The organism is Vibrio sp. 1069 (genome assembly GCF_033340555.1).
The window spans coordinates 105,077-124,483 of record NZ_JAWOWP010000006.1 but is presented as its reverse complement, the minus strand read 5'-3'; the positions used below and the strand labels follow the sequence as shown (position 1 = coordinate 124,483).

Annotated in this window: 18 protein-coding genes; 14 read left to right on the top strand and 4 right to left on the bottom strand. The window is 44.3% G+C overall.

Features of this window, described 5'->3' with window-relative positions; translation table 11 throughout:
* Window positions 1–236 precede the first annotated feature (236 nt).
* Window positions 237–545 (top strand): DUF3622 domain-containing protein, encoded by a 309-nt coding sequence (locus R7040_RS12080; protein ID WP_025998700.1) that lies wholly within the window; start codon window positions 237–239, stop codon window positions 543–545.
* A gap of 90 nt (window positions 546–635) precedes the next feature.
* Here the strand turns inward: R7040_RS12080 and R7040_RS12075 are convergent, their stop codons facing one another.
* From R7040_RS12075 to R7040_RS12065, 3 genes are all read right to left on the bottom strand, one after another.
* A complete protein-coding gene (locus R7040_RS12075) occupies window positions 636–1,076 on the bottom strand; it encodes a hypothetical protein (protein ID WP_005381599.1) in 441 nt (146 codons plus the stop codon).
* 118 nt (window positions 1,077–1,194) lie between these two features.
* The gene (locus R7040_RS12070; RefSeq protein WP_053306531.1) at window positions 1,195–3,381 is read right to left on the bottom strand and encodes a TonB-dependent receptor domain-containing protein; all 2,187 of its coding nucleotides are present in this window, start codon (window positions 3,379–3,381) and stop codon (window positions 1,195–1,197) included.
* Window positions 3,382–3,644: 263 nt separating this feature from the next.
* Entirely contained in the window at window positions 3,645–4,712 is a 1,068-nt protein-coding gene (locus R7040_RS12065) for a succinylglutamate desuccinylase/aspartoacylase family protein (RefSeq protein WP_042521202.1), read from the bottom strand.
* A 330-nt stretch (window positions 4,713–5,042) separates the two neighbouring features.
* Here R7040_RS12065 and R7040_RS12060 point away from each other — a divergent pair, with 330 nt between their 5' ends.
* Window positions 5,043–5,582, top strand: coding sequence for a DUF3332 domain-containing protein (locus R7040_RS12060; RefSeq protein WP_005381596.1), 540 nt, complete (start codon window positions 5,043–5,045; stop codon window positions 5,580–5,582).
* Window positions 5,583–5,646: 64 nt separating this feature from the next.
* Here R7040_RS12060 and R7040_RS12055 read toward each other — a convergent pair whose 3' ends face one another.
* Window positions 5,647–7,119 (bottom strand): aminoacyl-histidine dipeptidase, encoded by a 1,473-nt coding sequence (locus tag R7040_RS12055; protein WP_042521203.1) that lies wholly within the window; start codon window positions 7,117–7,119, stop codon window positions 5,647–5,649.
* Between the two features lie 1,023 nt (window positions 7,120–8,142).
* Here R7040_RS12055 and R7040_RS12050 point away from each other — a divergent pair.
* From R7040_RS12050 to nusB, 12 genes are all read left to right on the top strand, one after another.
* Entirely contained in the window at window positions 8,143–9,432 is a 1,290-nt protein-coding gene (locus R7040_RS12050; protein ID WP_258470392.1) for an NCS2 family permease, read from the top strand.
* Window positions 9,433–9,695: 263 nt separating this feature from the next.
* Complete coding sequence (gene tet(34), locus R7040_RS12045) at window positions 9,696–10,160, top strand: oxytetracycline resistance phosphoribosyltransferase domain-containing protein Tet(34) (protein WP_005381590.1); 465 nt, start codon at window positions 9,696–9,698, stop codon at window positions 10,158–10,160.
* A gap of 91 nt (window positions 10,161–10,251) precedes the next feature.
* Window positions 10,252–11,499 carry an esterase FrsA gene (gene frsA, locus R7040_RS12040; RefSeq protein ID WP_318096875.1) on the top strand — a complete coding sequence of 416 codons (1,248 nt, stop codon included), beginning with the start codon at window positions 10,252–10,254 and terminating at the stop codon, window positions 11,497–11,499.
* 115 nt (window positions 11,500–11,614) lie between these two features.
* Window positions 11,615–12,004, top strand: a complete 390-nt coding sequence (crl, locus tag R7040_RS12035; RefSeq protein ID WP_258492743.1) for a sigma factor-binding protein Crl — start codon at window positions 11,615–11,617, stop codon at window positions 12,002–12,004.
* Between the two features lie 121 nt (window positions 12,005–12,125).
* A complete protein-coding gene (proB, locus tag R7040_RS12030) occupies window positions 12,126–13,265 on the top strand; it encodes a glutamate 5-kinase (RefSeq protein WP_005383771.1) in 1,140 nt (379 codons plus the stop codon).
* 17 nt (window positions 13,266–13,282) lie between these two features.
* Window positions 13,283–14,533: a glutamate-5-semialdehyde dehydrogenase gene (locus R7040_RS12025; RefSeq protein WP_054579047.1), complete on the top strand. Its 1,251-nt coding sequence runs from the start codon at window positions 13,283–13,285 to the stop codon at window positions 14,531–14,533.
* Between the two features lie 205 nt (window positions 14,534–14,738).
* Window positions 14,739–15,188, top strand: coding sequence for a transcriptional regulator NrdR (gene nrdR / locus R7040_RS12020; RefSeq protein ID WP_005381578.1), 450 nt, complete (start codon window positions 14,739–14,741; stop codon window positions 15,186–15,188).
* Between the two features lie 7 nt (window positions 15,189–15,195).
* A complete protein-coding gene (ribD, locus tag R7040_RS12015; RefSeq protein WP_318096874.1) occupies window positions 15,196–16,323 on the top strand; it encodes a bifunctional diaminohydroxyphosphoribosylaminopyrimidine deaminase/5-amino-6-(5-phosphoribosylamino)uracil reductase RibD in 1,128 nt (375 codons plus the stop codon).
* 8 nt (window positions 16,324–16,331) lie between these two features.
* Window positions 16,332–16,985, top strand: a complete 654-nt coding sequence (locus tag R7040_RS12010; protein WP_005383626.1) for a riboflavin synthase — start codon at window positions 16,332–16,334, stop codon at window positions 16,983–16,985.
* A gap of 173 nt (window positions 16,986–17,158) precedes the next feature.
* Window positions 17,159–18,268 carry a bifunctional 3,4-dihydroxy-2-butanone-4-phosphate synthase/GTP cyclohydrolase II gene (gene ribBA, locus R7040_RS12005; RefSeq protein WP_005381573.1) on the top strand — a complete coding sequence of 370 codons (1,110 nt, stop codon included), beginning with the start codon at window positions 17,159–17,161 and terminating at the stop codon, window positions 18,266–18,268.
* Between the two features lie 169 nt (window positions 18,269–18,437).
* Window positions 18,438–18,908, top strand: a complete 471-nt coding sequence (ribE, locus tag R7040_RS12000) for a 6,7-dimethyl-8-ribityllumazine synthase (protein WP_005381572.1) — start codon at window positions 18,438–18,440, stop codon at window positions 18,906–18,908.
* On the top strand, window positions 18,908–19,375 hold the full coding sequence (nusB, locus tag R7040_RS11995) for a transcription antitermination factor NusB (RefSeq protein WP_005381571.1): 468 nt from the start codon (window positions 18,908–18,910) through the stop codon (window positions 19,373–19,375). Before ribE ends, nusB begins: the two co-directional genes overlap by 1 nt.
* The last annotated feature ends 32 nt before the right edge of the window (window positions 19,376–19,407 follow it).

Here is a 19,407-nt window from a genome sequence, read left to right as displayed (position 1 = left end):
TTTCTTATCACTCTTTTTTCTTCGTCGCTCTTTCTAGTGACTTGGCGAAACGTTGCTTTGTTCTGCCTCTTCTTTGTCATCTATTATCTAGCGTAAAAAACTTGCAGCGTTTAGATTACTTTTATGCTCTAATACCGCGCTTACCAAGGGATGGTGTTAAACAGCTCAGCTTAGATGGAGTTATCAAGTTGACCGAATCCCTGATTGATCCCTAAATCCCTTAGGAAATGAAAGAAATGTCTAAGAATCCAAAATTTGCTATCCGCGTCACTGAAAAACGTAACGGCTGGAGCGCAGAAATCACTCGCCAAGTGACATCTCGTAAGACTGTAGTATCAAAGCGTGAAACAGGCTTTGACAGCGAAGAGAAAGCACAAGCTTGGGCTGAACAAGAACTGGCTGGGTTTATCCAAAACCAAGTGGTTCGTAACGAGCGTAAAGCAGCGCAACGTCAAGAGCGTGAAGCAGAACAACTAGCGGCAAAAGTTCGTAAAGAAGAAGCCCGCAAAGCACGTGAAACCGAAGTAGACACTGACGAAGAATAAGTTTAAATCGGTGAGATGGTGACGTTACCCATCAAACAAATAGTGAAAATGCCCTGAGTTTTGTCTCAGGGCATTTTTTATTTATATCGGCTAAAAACAATCCGACGATACGGACAAGCTAAACGTGCCGTCTTCAGGGGCTGCAAATTGTTTATTGCCAGGAAGAAGGTGAGGGTTATTAGCATAAGTGCGATGTGTCGATTTGACCTTTGCAGAATGTCTTTCCGGTAAATCAAAGTGTTGTAAGCCGTCAGATAGATCGTTTGCTTCACCGTAGTCGAAATGTGTTGCGACGTCTTTGGGCTGCTTGGCGTAACGACAGTGATCCGGCTTACCATCTTCGTGCCAAGTTAAAGAGTTAGTTTTTGCATCTAGATTCAGGTTATTTGCTGTTGGCTGTGCGTAAAAATCTTCTGAAACTTGGTGCTTGCTTTGTTCTTGTAAGTAGTCTGCAATGTTCTCAGAAGCTTGCGCTAGGCTACCTACAGGGAAGAAGCAAATCAGAAGAAGCCGTGTTTTTAGATTGTTCATAATGTGTATGCAAGCAAAAGGAAATGATAATACTGATAAATAAAACGGCGTGCAATTATGGCCATTGGATACGATATAACAGGGCAGTTAATGTCTGCCCTGCATCTTTTAGGTATGGTTAGTATTGATAAGTGAGGTGCAGTTTGACTTCGCGACCAGGCGAAGGCACGCCATTAGATAGGTATGCTTCGTAGTAACGATCGGTTAAGTTTTTCACAACCGCGCCAACGCTCAAGCCTTCGACTTGTTGTATTTCCCAAACCACGTAAGCGTTTTGTAGCGTGTATTGCTCACTTGGCGATTTCACTTTTAAATTATTACCGCTTGCCTTGGTTTTGGTTTGCGCATCATACCAACGGACTTCCCAGCCCGTACGTAAACCAGGAATCCATTCGTAACCCAAACCCAGATTAATGTTTAATGGCGGTACATCAGGATGATCATCATCTGAACCTGTAGAGTCAGATAGGCTACCTTTGTTTTTGCCGCGAATGTAACTTGCTGAGAAATTACTGTAGAAATCTTCAATCCGGTATTGTGAAATTAGCTCAAAGCCATAGTTTTTAAAGCCATCTAGGTTTGTATTCCAGCTTTGTAACTCAGTAGTATTTTTGTCGAGGTTTTCGCCCGTTCGTATATCAACTGTGTCGCTAACATCGTTATAGAACATAGTTAACTCTGTTGCGAGGTTATCGCGAGAGTTCACCAGCCCTTCCGTTAAGTTGATAACGCTTGCTTGATAAGCATGGATACGAGACACGTCCAGATTCAAAGCAGTAGCCGTAGCGGTAGCTCGCGCATATTGCACTGAGTAGATGTTATCAACGGTTGGTGCTTTTAAAGCGTAGGCGTAGGAGGCGTTTAAACGCGTATTATTGCTCGCATCAAAGTCGATATCCAAACGTGGGCTAAAGCCTTTATGCGTCGTTTCACCGTAGTTATGTCCGGCAGCTGGATCATTATAATCCGGCGCTGCGTTCCCTTTTCCTTCACTCTTGATGTATTCGTAACGCAGAGAAGGTGTGATTGTTAGGCGGTCTGTTGCTTGATAGTGATCAGCAATGTAAGCGGCATAAATTGACTGCGTGCCAGATGGTTCGTAGTAAGGGGTGTACCAACCGTAGTTTTTCGCTTCATTACTGTCGTATGATGCGTTGAATACCAACGAGTCTCTATCGGTTTTTTGATATTGAAGCCCAGTGACTAGAGTGTGGTCTCCGAATTGCGCTTGGTTAAACACATCAACGTAGTCACGCTCGTAACTCAGCCATGACTCATGACCGTAACTGCCAACAGAAACGAACATTTTCTCGAATGCTACGTCAGGGCGAACCCAATGACGATCGTTTTCGGAACGTGCCATTTTGATATTGAAATCAATATACGGGTTAGTCGGCATGTAGTGGTAAGAGATGGTTGTGGTGTTGTCCGTGTATTTGTTATCGACGGTGTAAGCGTATTGGGCTTTTTCTAATGAGCCGTATTTCTTGATATTGTATTCGGTGATGTTAGGCATTTTTCCGCGGCGGTTAGCCCAAGGTTTACGACCTTCATCTTTGTAGCGAGTATGGCTAATTTCAAACTCGTGATCGTTATTTTCATAACCGACCTTTACGAGCATGTTTTCTTGCTCATAACCTGAGTAATCTAGCGTTTCACCACCTCCGACTTTAATGTCATCAGAATCTTTTACCGAGCCATTCGCTAGAAAATAAAAACCAGTATCGTTTTTACCATAGAGTGTTAGCGTGTAGGCGTTCTCATCGCCGTTGGTGTTGTATGCACTTGAGATGCGAGCACCAAAGTTTCTTTCGCCGTACAGGAGATCATCGACACTTTTGGTTTTAATGCGAATGGAGCCACCAAACTTCCCGTTGAGTGCTCGATAGTCGTGCGCGCCCTTGATAATTTCTGCTTCGCCAATTAAGAACGGATCAAAAAAGAAGGTACCGTAGCGGTATTGTTGAAAGCCAATTGGAGCGCCATCGACAAAGACGGCGATATCGCTTGGATCATCAAAACCACGAATGTTAATACGTTCGCCACCAGAACGACCGCCACCATCTATTGATGCACCGGGAACGGCATCGATCATTGAGGCAAAATTAGAGTACTGTTGCTCTTCAATCTCTGACCAATTAATGGTGGTTTGCGCAGGCTCAGCAATGGTAATAGGTTTGGCATAACGAACGCCTATGACTTCAAGCTCTTCATTTGGCGCTGTCTCGGCATATGAATAAAGAGGGAAGAGCAAAGCCAGTGAAATGAGATTTACTTTGAATGGATGACTTTTTAATCGTTTCATATTGATGATTTATAGTGTTTTTATGAAGCTGGGATTATAAGAACATTATTACGATTAATAAATGATAATGAGATTAATTATCAAATGTGTTTTTGCGACGGATTGTAAAGTTTTTTATCCATTCGTGGAAACTACGATAAGTATCGTTAGCGTACATAAAACAAAAAGCCCAGCATCATGGACGCTGAGCTTATTGGCTTTAAACAAGATAGTGCGAGCACTGTTGCTCCTTTTGAGCTAATCAGGCGCCTACTTGGTAGGAATTACTGAGTTTCTAACGGTATCTGTCCGGTGGTCAGCGGCTCGGCATCGAATTCAGTGAGGCCTTCAATATAGCTTTCGACTGCTTGCTCTAAAGCATTATCACCTTGGTTAAAATAGGCAAGGTGGAAAATTGCATCGCCTTCGTTCACCAACGGTAATGTTTGTTGACCGATAACCAAACCACGCTTCGGGGCTTTTAGTTCTATCTCATCATGACCAAGAGGAGAGCTAATATAAGCGAGCGTTTCACCCTGTTCTACTTTGTCTCCCAGATTAACGACAGTACGCAAAATGCCGTTACCTGACGCGCGAACCCAGCTGGTGGACTTCGCTATGATAGGCTCAGGCAGCTTTTTCCTGCTCGCTCGCAACATACCAATGGCTTGCATTACGCGCCGAACCCCGAGCACACCAGCGCTGATCGAAAGTGGATCAAAACGCAATGCTTCGCCAGCCTCGTAGGTGAGCACTGGAATATCACATTTTTCTGCTTCACTGCGTAAAGAGCCATCACGCAATGCTGAATCAACAATCACTGGCGTCGAAAATGCTTGAGCAATACGTAGAGTTTCTGGGTTGCTTAAGTTTGCGCGAATCTGTGGCAAGTTCGTGCGATGAATTGCCCCTGTGTGTAGATCCAAAATGTAGTCACAACGCTTGGCAATGTTGTTAAAGAACCCGTGTGCCATACGAGATGCAAGTGCGCCTTTTTCACTGCCAGGAAAGCAACGGTTGAGATCTCGTCGGTCGGGCAAGTAACGAGATTTATGGATGAAACCAAAAACGTTAACGATAGGTACTGCAATGACAGTGCCTTTCAGTTTTTGTGGATCCAGTTGGTTAATGATCTGACGAACGATTTCTACGCCATTAAGCTCATCACCATGGATAGCAGCATTCACCATTAACACTGGTCCTTCTTGTTTCCCATGGATGATTTCCACAGGAATAGATAAAGGCGAATGTGTATATAGCTTCGCTGCTTCAAATTCGATCTCTAATCGTTGTCCTGGTTGTATTTGATGTCCTAAGAGCTCAAACACTTTGCTTTTTTTACTTCTGGCCATAAACCATCTCTGTCAAATGCGTCATCAGCAATGTAACAATTGCTGCAAAATCGCACTAATCATTCTCATTAAGGACACGACAAATTACTTTAATCGTCATGCGTGAAATTTTGGTATGTGTGAAGTTTTTGTTTTCAATATGATCTTTTCTATCAGTTTAATACATAACAAGACATAGAGAAGAGTGCGCAATAATAGCCTTAAAAAATGTGACTGTATTAAAAATAATACTGTTCATGGAGGACAAAAAAACGGACTTTTAACCCTACTTTTTATCCGATAATATCCGCGCCGAATTTGAGGTTTCACACTTTCTAACTAGAGGTTTTGATGAAAAAGGCAATTGCTAAAATTGGTGCATTGACTGCGGTAGCAGTTTCACTTTCAGGTTGCGTAGGTAGTAATGCCGTGACAGGTTATGTCATGGGGTTTAACTTGAAAGCTGTTGACAACCGTTACGCTCGAGGTGGCCTAAATATGCTTTTAGCGCCTGTTTATGGTGTCGCGATCGCAGCGGATTATATCGTGTTTAACTCTCTAGAATTTTGGACGGGTAAGAACCCGTTAAATGGTAAGCCACATATCTTCGATACAAAGGTAGATACTTACATTGATGTCAATCACCAGTTAGATAAGTCGTTAACGACGGCACCAATCGCACCATTAGCGGATAACCGTGTCATTGAGCAGGGGCGAATGCAGCAAATCGATGAGAACACTGTTCAAATGGATATTACTTACAGTAACGGTGAAAAGGCGACACTCATGGGTGTACGCGATGGTGAGTTTGTTACTTACTACATTGATGGTGAAGTTGCTGCACAAACCTCAATGGATGAGTTAGCCGCTTACGCGCAAAACCGTGTGTAGTTGGGTTCAACTAAACCAAAAAAAGGGTGCCGTATGGCACCCTTTGTCGTTTTTCGTGATTGAATTATGCTTTCTCTGGAATCGCTTCTAAAAGCGCGACCATCTGTTCCCAGTACAACTGAACAGTATCAATCTTCACTTTCTCATCTGGAGAGTGAGGGAATTTTATTGTTGGACCGAAAGAAACCATATCCATGTGTGGGTATGGTTCTTTAAATAGGCCACACTCAAGACCAGCATGGATGACCATGATGTTCGGCTTATGACCGTAAATGCCTTCATACATATCACGGAAAATTGCCATGATCTCGGAATCTGCATCTGGCTTCCAGCCAGGGTAAGCGCCTGAGAACTGAATTTGTGCGCCTGCTAGCTCAGTAATCGAGCGCAGCATGCTTTCCACTTGGCTACGGCCAGAGTCAATGAGAGAACGAATCAAGCAAAGCACGGTGACTTTATTTTCTTCTGTGCTGATCACACCAACGTTTAGAGAAGTTTCAACAACGCCTTCCACCTCATCACTCATACGGATTACGCCGTTTGGACAAGCGTTAAGTGCCGCAATGAATCGTTGCTGATCGGCGATTGAAAATACTTGCGCGTCAGTCGTGATCACTTCATTAAAGGTTACGATACCTGTTTCGATTTTACCCAATTCAGTTTTAAGCAGCTCAGTGTAGTGGTTGAACAGCTCAGCAAGCTTGTCTTGGTTTTCGACAGGAAGCGCGACAGTAACAAACGCTTCGCGAGGGATTGCATTACGTAAGCTACCACCACGGAATTCGACTAAACGTAAATCAAGCTCTTGAGCATGACCGGCAAGGAAACGACCAAGTAATTTGTTGGCATTACCGCGACCTGTGTGAATGTCACAACCTGAGTGACCACCTTTTAGGCCTTTCAGCGTCAGTTGGCGTGTTACAAAACCTGCAGGCGTTGATTCTCGAGAAATATCGAAAGTCATGGTGCCATCAACGCCACCTGCACAACCCATGTAGACTTCGCCTTCTTGTTCAGAGTCTGTATTTAGAAGAATCTCACCCTCTAACCAACCAGCTTCAAGGCCAAATGCGCCAGTCATGCCTGCTTCTTCATCAATCGTCAGCAGAACTTCGAGTGGACCGTGCTTAATATCTTTAGATGCCAATACAGCAAGGCAAGAAGCCATACCAATACCGTTATCTGCACCAAGCGTCGTGCCTTTCGCAGTTACCCATTCGCCATTGATGTAAGGTTGGATTGGATCTTTGGTGAAGTCGTGTTCAGTGTCTTCGTTTTTCTGCGGCACCATGTCGATGTGTGCTTGAAGTACAACAGCCTTCTTATTTTCCATTCCTGGTGTCGCGGGCTTTTTGATGAACACGTTACCGGTTGGATCACGGCGAACGTCAAAGCCTTGCTCTGTTGCCCAGTTGATAATGTACTGTGCTAATGCTTCTTCATGTTTCGATGGATGAGGGATAGAACAAATCTTATCGAAAAACTGCCAAAGTGGAGCAGGTGATAAGGTACTGATCTCAGAATGGAACTCAGACACGGATGACTCCTTTTGATGTGCTTTGCCAAATATATACCGTAAAAATATTATCAAGGTAGCATTAAATGCTATACGATTTGGCCTTCAAATTGCCGTTAGCATACCACCAGATAAAGAGTACGAGTAGTCGCGATCACAAGGATTTCTCTCAGAACTGTCACAGTTTGTGAATACAATAACAAGCACTATGTGTTCTCTATCATATATTCTGAAAGTGGCTTTATTTTTTAATTCATAAAATTGTAATTTAATTACACATAAACTTTGATAAAGGTCAATTTGTGCATTTTTTGTGATTCCAATCACTAAAATGCTTGTAATTAAATTTCTTGGTGGTATATTTGTAACCAGCTTCTGAGAGAAGAATGAAATGCTCAAAGGATGAGTCCGTTTTATCGCCTCCAAGGAACCGAGAAATCAACGAATGTTTAATTGATTTAAAAGGTGATAGTTATGAAAGGTTTACCAAGTACAATGTTCTGGAATAGCAAGTCTGTTTACACCGGTAACTTTGTATACCCAACAAGCTTTGGCTACTAAGTGAAGTCAACGCATGTGACTCGAACAGTTTGTTCACCCCTATAAATTGGAATTTTTTTTCAGTGATAGTGCTGACATGATTCACCGCCACCCAAATTGGGTGGCGTTTTTTTATCTCTATTTTCTCTTCCTGACTCACTTATTGCCATCAAAGCCTTCTTCTATTCCCCATTCTTCGGTTTTATCGACTTTTCCATCAAATCTGTTAGATACCATGTTTAAAATGGGCCTTTTTCATCTGAAAGTTTAGTACATTGCTCAGTTTTTATTCTCTTTTAGAGAACTGTGTTATCTGGGTTACCTATTGTTTTATAAGAATATATTTCTTTGCTTGCTATGATAGATTAGAGAATGTGTTTCATATCCAAAGAAAAAAAACGCATTAGAGTGAAGATTCTATCTAGAATTTGCTATTTGATAACTTTATAATTCCCGCCAATCGATTACGCAACCGTTTACTTTTTACCTTTACAGGATTCGATCATGCTCGAGAGGCTTTTTAAACTCAGTGAAAATGGCACAAATGTGCGTACTGAGATCATTGCAGGTGTTACGACCTTCCTAACTATGGCTTACATTATTTTTGTAAACCCAGCGATCCTGTCGGATACCGGTATGGACCGTGGCGCCATTTTTGTCGCGACTTGTCTTGCTGCCGCAATCGGCTGTTTTATTATGGGATTCGTTGCCAATTACCCAATCGCACAGGCACCAGGAATGGGCCTGAACGCATTTTTTACTTACTCTGTTGTATTGGGAATGGGTTATACGTGGCAAGTTGCGTTAGCGGCTGTATTTGTTTCTGGCCTTCTGTTCATTCTTTTAAGCGTATTTAAGATCCGTGAGTGGATTATTAACTCGATCCCGCATTCTCTACGAACAGGTATTTCAGCTGGTATTGGTCTTTTCTTAGCGTTTATCGCATTAAAAAATGCAGGTATCGTCGTTGATAACCCAGCGACATTAGTTTCTATGGGAGAGATCACATCATTGCCATCTGTATTGGCCGCGATTGGCTTCTTTCTTACGATTGCATTGGTTCACCGTGGTGTGAAAGGTGCGGTGATGATCGCCATTCTTGGAGTTACAGCGCTTGGTCTTCTATTTGGTGATGTGCAGTGGGGCGGTATTATGTCAACGCCACCAAGCATGGCGCCAACTTTCATGCAACTGGATTTCTCTGGTTTGTTTGAAGTAGGAATGATTTCCGTCGTATTTGCTTTCCTATTTGTCGATTTATTTGACACCGCAGGTACGCTCGTTGGCGTTTCTCAAAAAGCAGGTCTAACTGATGAGAATGGCAACATCCCTCGTTTAAACAAAGCGTTACTTGCAGACTCAACAGCAACGTCAGTAGGTGCATTACTTGGTACCTCTAACACGACATCTTATATTGAAAGCGTTTCTGGTGTGGCTGCGGGTGGGCGTACTGGTCTAACAGCCGTGGTTGTTGGTGTACTCTTCCTACTTGCTCTATTGTTCTCACCACTTGCGGGTATGATCCCTGCTTATGCAACGTCAGGTGCGCTATTCTATGTGGCGATCTTGATGCTGTCTGGGCTAGTAAGCATTGATTGGCGTGACTTAACTGAAGCGTCGCCAGTTGTTGTGACTTGTTTGGTGATGCCGCTAACATTCTCGATTGCAGAAGGTATCACGTTAGGCTTTATCGCATACGCGGCGATCAAATTATTTAGCGGCAAGGGCCGTGAAGTGTCGATGAGTGTATGGGTGATGTCAGCCATCTTCATCGTTAAATACCTCGTCGGTTAATTTCTCGAGCAAAAAGCCAGTGTGGATTTATTCACGCTGGCTTTTTCTTTTTTACGTTGTTCACAGAAGACGGTTTTTCTGCGGAATAGGCAGAGAATTTTGATATCACCGTTGGTATTAGCGGTGTGTTTCGGTAGAATAATCGTTTGCGCAGCTTGAAATCCTCGTCTCCAAACATTTTGGAGAAGTTAGTGAGCATTCCGCTTTTGAGTGACTTCGCTAGATTTTGAGGATGCATATTTTCAAATTATTAGGTTATTACAATGAGTAAAAAATTCATTATCACTTGGGATGCAATGCAGACTTACTGCCGTGAACTGGCTGAGAAACAAATGCCAGCTGAGCAATGGAAAGGAATTTGGGCGGTAAGCCGCGGCGGTTTGGTTCCTGGCGCTATTTTGGCTCGTGAACTGGGTATTCGTTACGTTGATACAATCTGTATTTCAAGCTACGACCATGATCATCAGCGCGATATGACGGTACTAAAAGCACCTGAAGGTGATGGCGAAGGTTACCTAATCGTTGAAGACCTAGTAGACAGTGGTGATACAGCGCGCAAACTACGTGAGATGTATCCAAAAGCGAAAATGATCGCTGTGTGTGCGAAACCATCAGGCAAAGAGCTGCTGGATGATTACGTTGTAGATATTGCTCAAGACACTTGGATCGAGCAGCCTTGGGATATGTCAATCCAGTATGCTGAGCCAGTAAACCGCAAGCAAAAATAAGCGCGGTTAAAGAATATTGAGAAATGCCCCTTTATAGGGGCATTTTTTTTATTATGATATTAAATCATGCTAATAGCCTAGGGTTCTTCCTATGTCTGAAGACGTCAGTAAAAATCTTTCCGAAACTTTGTTCGTGAAACATAAGCAAGCAAAAGAAACCTCCGCGCTTACCCAGTACATGCCGACCAGTAAAAAAATACTTGATGAACGAGAAGCGCAAGGTGATCGTGCTTGGTATCGTCATTTGCGTCGCTTGCAATGGGCTTGGCAAGGATTGTCTCCGATCGAAATGGAAGGCGTACTGTCCAAAATTGCTTCATCTTCTCACTCGCGAACCAATGATGATTGGTTGGACACTGTAATGGGTTATCATAGTGGTAACTGGACATTTGAGTGGATCAAGCTTGGTATGGCTCATCAGAAGCGAGCAAATGAAATGCAAGGAGAAGAGGCAGCGGATGAACTCTTCACTGCTTCTTTGTGTTTTAGTATTGCAGGCTACCCACATTTAAAAAATGACAACTTGGCATCGCAGGCTCAAGTACTGGCAAACAAAGCGTATTCTGACGGCGCAGAAAAAACTAAGTACACCATCAAGCAAATTGAAGTGCCTTACCAAAATCGCAAAATCATCGCGAACCTCCATTTACCAAGAACGGATAAACAGTTGCCTGTGGTCATGGTGAGCGCTGGTTTGGATACTCTACAAACCGACATGTGGCGTTTGTTCCGTAATCGTCTTGCACCGCGAGATATTGCGATGTTAACCGTAGACATGCCTTCAGTAGGGCATAGCTCTCATTGGCCCTTGACCGAGAATTCAAGTTGCCTACATCAAGCGGTATTGAATGAGCTTTACTCGCTACCTTGGGTTGATCATCACAAAGTGGGGTTAGTTGGGTTTCGTTTTGGTGGTAATGCCATGATCAGACTCTCTTTTGTCGAGCAGGAAAAGATCAAAGCTTGTGTCGCTCTAGGCGCACCCGTACATGATATTTTTACTTCCCCTCAGAAGTTACAAAAAATGCCGAAGATGTATTTAGATCTTTTGGCTTCCCGTTTGGGGAAAAATGCGGTTGATATTAATAGCATGGCTGGTCAGATGATGGCGTGGTCATTGAAGGTTCAGGGCTTCCTGAGCAGTCGAAAAACCAAAGTGCCTATTTTGGCTTTGAGTCTTGAAGGCGATCCAGTGTCGCCACACAGTGATAATCAACTTGTTGCTCTATTTAGCCAGTATGGTAGAGCAAAAAAAATCAGTTCCAATACAATTACAAAAGGATATGAGCAATCCCTCGATTTAGCCATAAAGTGGCTAGAAGATGAATTATTAGGGTGACAATTCTCCTAAATTAGTTAAGAGTGATATATCTGAGCAAAAAATAAGCTCATGATAATTAAAAATAATAATCATTCTTGGGTGTTTACTTTTAACTATGAAAACGGAGATTCATATGTCAGAGACGATTCAGGGCCCGACTCACTTTCGCTTGATGTCAAAGTTGAAGGCGATAGGGCCTTACCTGCGCGAACCACAATCGCAAGAAGGGCGCTATTATTTTGATTGTTTATCTGTATGTGTAGACGACAAAAAATCGCCTGAGAAGCGTGAATTTTGGGGCTGGTGGATGGATTTGGAATCCATCGAGGGAGGCTTTACTGCTAAATATCATATTGGCAAGTACAACAAAGAAGGGCAATGGGTATCTGAAGCCCTTCCCAAAAAAGTGGTAGAGGAAGTGTATCTCACGCAGAGCACATTCCATCAAAAGCTGGTTGATACTTTAGAAGAACACTTCAAATTAGAAGTCGAATATCACACGGAGTCTTTCGATTTCGCTTAATTTGGTTGTTTTCATTTAATACCAAACAAAAAGGTGCGAAAACGCACCTTTTCTCTTGTTAATTCCCTATTTGATTGTTAAAACATCCTCTCTTTATTTGTTTTTCACTTCAGAAGACATCATGACAACGAATCAACAAAATGCAGTTGTTTCACAACCACAAACTGTCGTTGTGAAACTGGGTACAAGTGTGCTGACAGGCGGCACTCTGGCACTCGACCGTGCACACATGGTTGAGTTAGCACGCCAGTGTGCTGAGCTTAAAAAACAAGGCCATTCAATCGTAATGGTTTCGTCTGGTGCGATTGCAGCAGGCCGTGAGCATCTTGGTTACCCCGCATTGCCCAACGAGATGGCGAGTAAGCAGTTACTTGCCGCGGTGGGGCAGAGTCGCTTGATTCAAACATGGGAGTCTTTGTTTGGTATTTATGGTATCAAGATCGGCCAAATGCTACTAACCCGTGCCGATTTAGAAGATCGTGAGCGATTCCTTAACGCGCGTGACACTATTAATGCGCTCGTTGCGAACGATATTGTTCCTATCGTAAACGAAAATGATGCCGTTGCGACTAGCGAGATTAAAGTTGGCGATAACGACAACCTTTCCGCTTTGGTAGGCATTTTATGTGGTGCAGATAAGCTCTTGCTTTTAACGGACCAAAAAGGTCTGTTTACTGCTGACCCTCGTAAAGATCCGAACGCAGAGCTTATCAAGGAAGTAAAAACCATCGACGATACGCTGCGTAAAATCGCAGGTGGAAGCGGTACAACATTGGGTACTGGTGGTATGGCAACGAAGCTGCAAGCCGCAGACATCGCTCGCCGCGCAGGTATCGAGGTTATTATTGCTGCTGGTAGTGCGCCGAATGTTATCTTTGACTCTTTAAGTGCTGAACCTCAGGGTACGCGCTTCCTACCTTGCGCTGAAGCCTTAGAGAACCGTAAACGCTGGATTCTAGCGGGACCTGCGGCATCGGGCGACATCGTTATTGATGATGGTGCAGTCAATGCTGTGGTCGGCAAGGGCAGTAGCCTACTTGCTAAAGGGGTCATCAAAGTTAGTGGTGACTTCGCACGAGGCGAAGTGGCGCGTGTAACAAACGCTCACGGTAAGTTGGTGGCTCGTGGCATCAGCGCCTACTCAAGTGATGACCTAACTAAAATTACGGGTAAGCACAGTAAAGATATCATCTCTATTTTGGGTCATGATTATGGCTCTGAGGTGATTCACCGCGATGATTTGGTCGTCATTCAGGAATAGAATTAGAGGGAAGCAAAGTGGATTTAACGAATATGGGTAAAGCTGCTAAAGATGCAGCTTTCGAATTAGCGACAGCGTCAACTGCGCAAAAGAACCAAGCATTAGCCATCATTGCTGATGAGCTAGAAGCAAACTCTGCTGCTATTTTGGCGGCAAACGCTAAAGACATCGAACTTGGCCGTGAAGCGGGTTTAACCGATGCGCTGCTCGATCGCCTTTTGCTTAATGAAGAACGACTGACTGCAATTGCGAATGATGTTCGCAACGTCATTAGCTTGAACGATCCTGTAGGCAGCGAAATAGACAGTAAGGTACTGGAAAATGGGATGTCACTGTCTCGTCGTCGTGTGCCGCTTGGTGTCGTGGGCGTAATTTATGAAGCGCGTCCAAACGTAACCATTGATATTGCAGCGTTGTGCTTGAAAACCGGCAACGCAAGCATTTTACGTGGTGGCAAAGAGACCTTTTTCTCGAATATGGAATTAGTGAAGGTTATTCAGTCTGCGCTCGCAAAGGCGAACCTTCCAGCCGCTTCTGTGCAGTACATTGAAAAACCAGATCGTGAGCTTGTTTCTCAATTGCTTAAGTTGGACGATTACGTCGACATGATCATTCCACGCGGTGGTGCTGGCCTACACAAAATGTGTAAAGAAAACAGCACGATTCCGGTGATTATTGGTGGCTTTGGTATCAGCCATATCTTTGTCGACGAATCCGCTGATCTAAAGAAATCCCTGAATGTGGTTGAGAACTCTAAAGTTCAACGTCCATCTGCGTGTAACTCATTAGATACGCTGCTCGTGCATGAAAAAATTGCAGCGCAATTCCTACCAATGATCGTAGAGCGCATGAACGATAAAGTGACCTTCGTGACAGAGCCTAAGGCAAAAGCACTGATGGCTCAAGCAACACAAATTCGCGATGCTGTTGAAGGTGACTTTGATACGGAATGGTTGAGCTACACTCTTGGTGTAAAAGTTGTGTCTGATGTGAAAGATGCCATTGATCATATGCGTGTCCATAACGCGAGCCACTCAGATGCGATCATGACCAATAGCTTGGAAAACTCAGAACTGTTCATCAATTCTGTCGGTTCGGCGGCGGTTTACGTGAATGCTTCAACGCGCTTTACAGACGGTGCGCAATTTGGCCTTGGCGCAGAAGTCGCAGTATCTACGCAAAAGCTACATGCACGCGGTCCGATGGGCTTAGAAGAGCTAACTAGCTACAAGTGGGTTGGTAAAGCGAACTACTTAGCACGCAGTTAACACATTCGACGAGATCTTGAGTGAAAAAGGGGCCTTTGCGCCCCTTTTTGTTTTGTCTAACATACCAATTCCGCTACACTACATGAGCTTTTATTTCGGTTTGAAAGCGTTATACCCAAATAGCTTTAATAGAGTCCGTATAACCATGAACGCGTGGTTTCCGTGATTGCTCATGAGGTTATTTTGGTATAGATATGGAGGTGATATGCATTGTCCTTTTTGTTCCGAGAACGATACCAAAGTTATTGATTCCCGCTTAGTGGCTGATGGCCATCAAGTTCGACGTCGCCGTCAGTGCTTGGCGTGTAGCGAGCGTTTCACTACGTTTGAAAGCGCAGAGTTAGTGATGCCTAAAGTGATCAAATCGAATGGCAACCGTGAACCATTTGATGAAGATAAAATGGTTGGCGGTATTCAACGCGCTTTAGAGAAACGCCCAGTGAGTGCCGATTCTATAGAGTTAGCGATCAGTATGATCAAATCACAACTGCGTGCGACGGGTGAGCGAGAGGTTCCGAGTGAAATGATTGGTAATTTAGTCATGGACCAGCTCAAAGAGCTCGATAAGGTGGCTTACATTCGTTTCGCTTCCGTTTACCGCAGCTTTGAAGATATTCGCGAGTTTGGCGAAGAGATTGCCCGCCTAGAAGACTGAGTAGCTCATGACTCAACACACTCCTGAAAGAGCGTTTTCTGATTTAGATTTCGCCATGATGTCACGAGCTATTAAGTTAGCGAAACGTGGCATTTATACCACCGCCCCTAATCCAAATGTAGGGTGTGTCATCGTTCGTGATGAAGAAATTGTCGGTGAAGGCTATCACCATCGTGCTGGTGAGCCGCATGCCGAAGTGCACGCGATGCGCATGGCGGGTGAAAAAGCAGTTGGTGCAACCGCTTATGTGACGCTAGAACCTTGCTCTCATTACGGTCGTACACCGCCATGTGCCGAAGGGCTGATTAAAGCCAAAGTGGCACGTGTGGTTTGCGCCATGGTAGACCCAAACCCGAAAGTTGCAGGTCGCGGCATCCAGATGTTACGTGATGCCGGAATTGAAGTACAAATCGGCTTGTTAGAGCAAGATGCCCTTGCCCTTAACCCTGGTTTTATAAAGTACATGCGCACAGGCATGCCGTTTGTTCAATTAAAAATGGCAGCCAGTTTGGATGGGCAAAGCGCACTCAATAATGGTCAGAGCCAATGGATCACCTCCCCTGCGGCCCGCCAAGATGTGCAGCGTTATCGAGCGATGAGTGGTGGTATTCTCTCTACCAGCAAAACGGTGATTGATGATAATGCGTCACTCAATGTGCGTTGGGATGACTTACCTACCAGTGTTCAAGCGCAGTATTTACGAGAAGAACTTCGTCAACCAGTACGTGTAATCTTAGACCGTCAGAACCATTTAACGGGTGCGCTCAAGCTGTTCCACATCGATGGAGAGCGAGTTATTATTCGCTCTGATGGAGACTGTATCCCTCTATTGGACAGCGCTGACCAAATTGACTTATCAACGACATTAAAACGTATCTCGGATGAGCACCACATCAATCACTTATGGGTTGAAGCTGGAGCTACGCTAGCGAGTGCGATGATAAAGGCTAATCTTGTAGATGAGCTCATTGTTTACCTTGCGCCAAAACTCATGGGCAGCGATGGTCGGGGGCTTATCGGTGCTTTAGGGTTAAGCGCTATGGCTGACGTCATAGATTTAAACATTACAGACGTTCGTATGGTTGGGGTAGACATTCGCATCACCGCCACCATAAAACGTAATGAAATTAGATAAGAAATAGTATGTTTACAGGAATAGTAGAAGCAGTTGGCAAGTTAGCTGCGATTACGCCGAAGGGCGAAGACATCACCGTCACGGTTGAAACGGGTACGCTTGATATGTCAGACGTTAAGTTAGGCGATAGCATTGCGACCAATGGAGTTTGCTTAACGGTAGTTGACTTCGGAAGCCACTATTACAGTGCTGATCTGTCATTAGAAACCTTGAAGAAAACTGGGTTTGCTGATTACCAAGTAGGCGATAAGGTGAATCTAGAAAAAGCCATGTTGCCAACAACGCGATTGGGTGGACATATCGTTTCTGGCCATGTCGATGGGGTTGGTGAAATTGTCGAACGCAATTCAGTTGGCCGTGCGATAGAGTTTTGGGTTGCAATGCCTGCGGAAATTAGCAAGTACGTTGCAGAGAAAGGCTCGATTACTGTTGATGGTATTAGCCTAACCGTCAACGACTTACGTAAAAATGCTTTTAAGCTGACGATCGTTCCTCATACGAGTGAAGAAACTACGATTGACCAGTTTCAAGTGGGGCGCAAAGTCAACTTAGAAGTTGATGTACTTGCGCGTTATATGGAGCGTTTACTGCAAGGACAACAAGAAGATAAGGCCGAGTCTCGTATCACGATGGACTTTTTACAGCAAAACGGTTTTGCATAAGTCTTGGGAGTGGCTGCGTGAGGCATGCGATAAAGAGCAGACTCACAGAACACCGCGAGATTCATTGACTTGCTTAATGCAAAGCTCAAACTATTGACCTAACTAGCATTCACTGCAACGTAATTTTTCATTGCTGTCGCAATAACAAATTTAGAATAACGGGATAACAGACTATGCCAATCAGTACGCCACAAGAAATTATTGATGATATTCGCGCAGGCAAAATGGTCATCCTAATGGATGATGAAGACCGCGAGAATGAAGGTGACTTGATCATGGCTGCCGAGCATATTACGCCGGAAGCCATCAACTTTATGGCAACCTATGGCCGTGGCCTGATTTGTTTAACCATGACCAAAGATCGTTGCGAAAGTCTAGGTCTGCCACCAATGGTGCAAGACAATAATGCGCAATACACCACCAACTTTACTGTTTCGATTGAGGCAGCAGAAGGGGTAACGACTGGTATTTCAGCCGCAGATCGCGCACGTACCGTTCAAGCAGCAGTCGCGCCAAACGCTAAAGCTGCGGATTTGGTGCAGCCTGGTCACATCTTCCCTCTCGCAGCTCAAGACGGCGGTGTACTGACTCGCGCAGGTCACACTGAAGCTGGCTGTGATTTGGCTCGTCTTGCTGGTTTAGAGCCAGCATCGGTGATTGTTGAGATCTTAAATGACGACGGCACGATGGCTCGTCGCCCAGATCTAGAGATCTTTGCAGAGAAGCACGGTATTAAATTGGGCACTATTGCCGACCTAATTGAGTACCGCAATAACACTGAGACAACGATTGAACGTGTGGCAGAGTGCAAGTTACCGACAGAGTTTGGTGAGTTCACGTTAGTCACTTACAAAGACACCATTGATAACCAAGTGCACTACGCAATGTGCAAGGGCGATTTGAAAGAAAAAGCGCCACTGGTTCGCGTACATCTTCAAGACGTTTTTACCGACTTACTACGTAGCGATCGTAATGCAGAGCGCAGCTGGACACTAGATAAGGCAATGAAACGCATTGGTGAAGAGGGCGGTGTGTTGGTTGTTCTTGGCCATGAAGAATCGACTGATCTACTTATTCATCGCGTGAAGATGTTCGAAGCGCAAGACAAAGGTGAAGCACCAACGCTTGCTAAAAAACAAGGCACGTCTCGCCGTGTTGGCGTTGGTTCACAGATTCTTGCGGATCTCGGTGTACATGATATGCGTCTTCTGTCATCGACCAACAAAAAGTACCACGCGTTAGGTGGTTTTGGTCTGAACGTTGTTGAGTACGTCTGCGAGTAACAACCGAACAATAAGTTCCTAGTCTTTGACGTGCTTAACTCGTCAATGGCTAGGAACCGGTGATTTGCCTCCAATTTCCATTAGATATTGCTCACAAATTTGTGCTAGAATCCGGCGATTCTCACTTGATGAACATATTTCACTTATAAATAGAGTTAAAGGAAAGCTTATGAAAGTGATCGAGGGTGGCTTCCCAGCGCCAAATGCAAAAATTGCTATCGTTATTTCTCGTTTCAACAGTTTTATTAACGAAAGCCTACTTTCTGGTGCGATCGATACACTAAAGCGTCACGGACAAGTAAGCGAAGACAACATCACGGTTGTGCGTTGTCCAGGTGCCGTAGAACTACCTCTAGTAGCTCAGCGTGTTGCTAAAACTGGCAAATTCGACGCTATTGTTTCTCTAGGGTCTGTTATTCGCGGTGGAACGCCTCACTTTGACTATGTTTGTAGTGAAATGAACAAAGGTCTAGCACAAGTGTCTATGGAATTCAGCATTCCAGTAGCATTTGGTGTTTTGACTGTTGATACGATCGATCAAGCGATTGAACGCGCAGGAACCAAGGCTGGTAATAAAGGTGCAGAGGCTGCACTAAGCGCACTTGAAATGATTAATGTACTATCTGAAATTGATTCCTAATGGGGGCCAGTGTGAAACCAGCCGCACGTCGTAACGCACGTCAATTCGCTCTACAGGCGATCTACTCATGGCAAATTACTAAAGAGAATGTTGCCAAGATTGAAGAACAGTTTTTGTCTGGCGACAAATACGATGAAGAAGAACTTCATGCATCTGAGCCAGCGCTTGCTGCTCCAGAGACAGACGTAGCTTACTTCCGTGAACTATTAAGCGGTGTTGTACTTAGCCACGCTGAGCTAGATAGCAAAATTCGTCCATACATCTCTCGTCCTATGCAGGATTTAGATATGATGGAACTTGCTCTTCTTCGCCTTGCTATGTACGAGATGACTCGTCGCGAAGATGTTCCTTACAAAGTTGTTATCAATGAAGCGATTGAACTTGCAAAAGTTTTCGCAGCAGAAGATAGCCACAAGTTTGTGAATGGTGTACTTGATAAAGCAGCACCTCACATTCGTAAGAAATAACGATTTCTTCAATGAAAAGGTCAGCACATGCT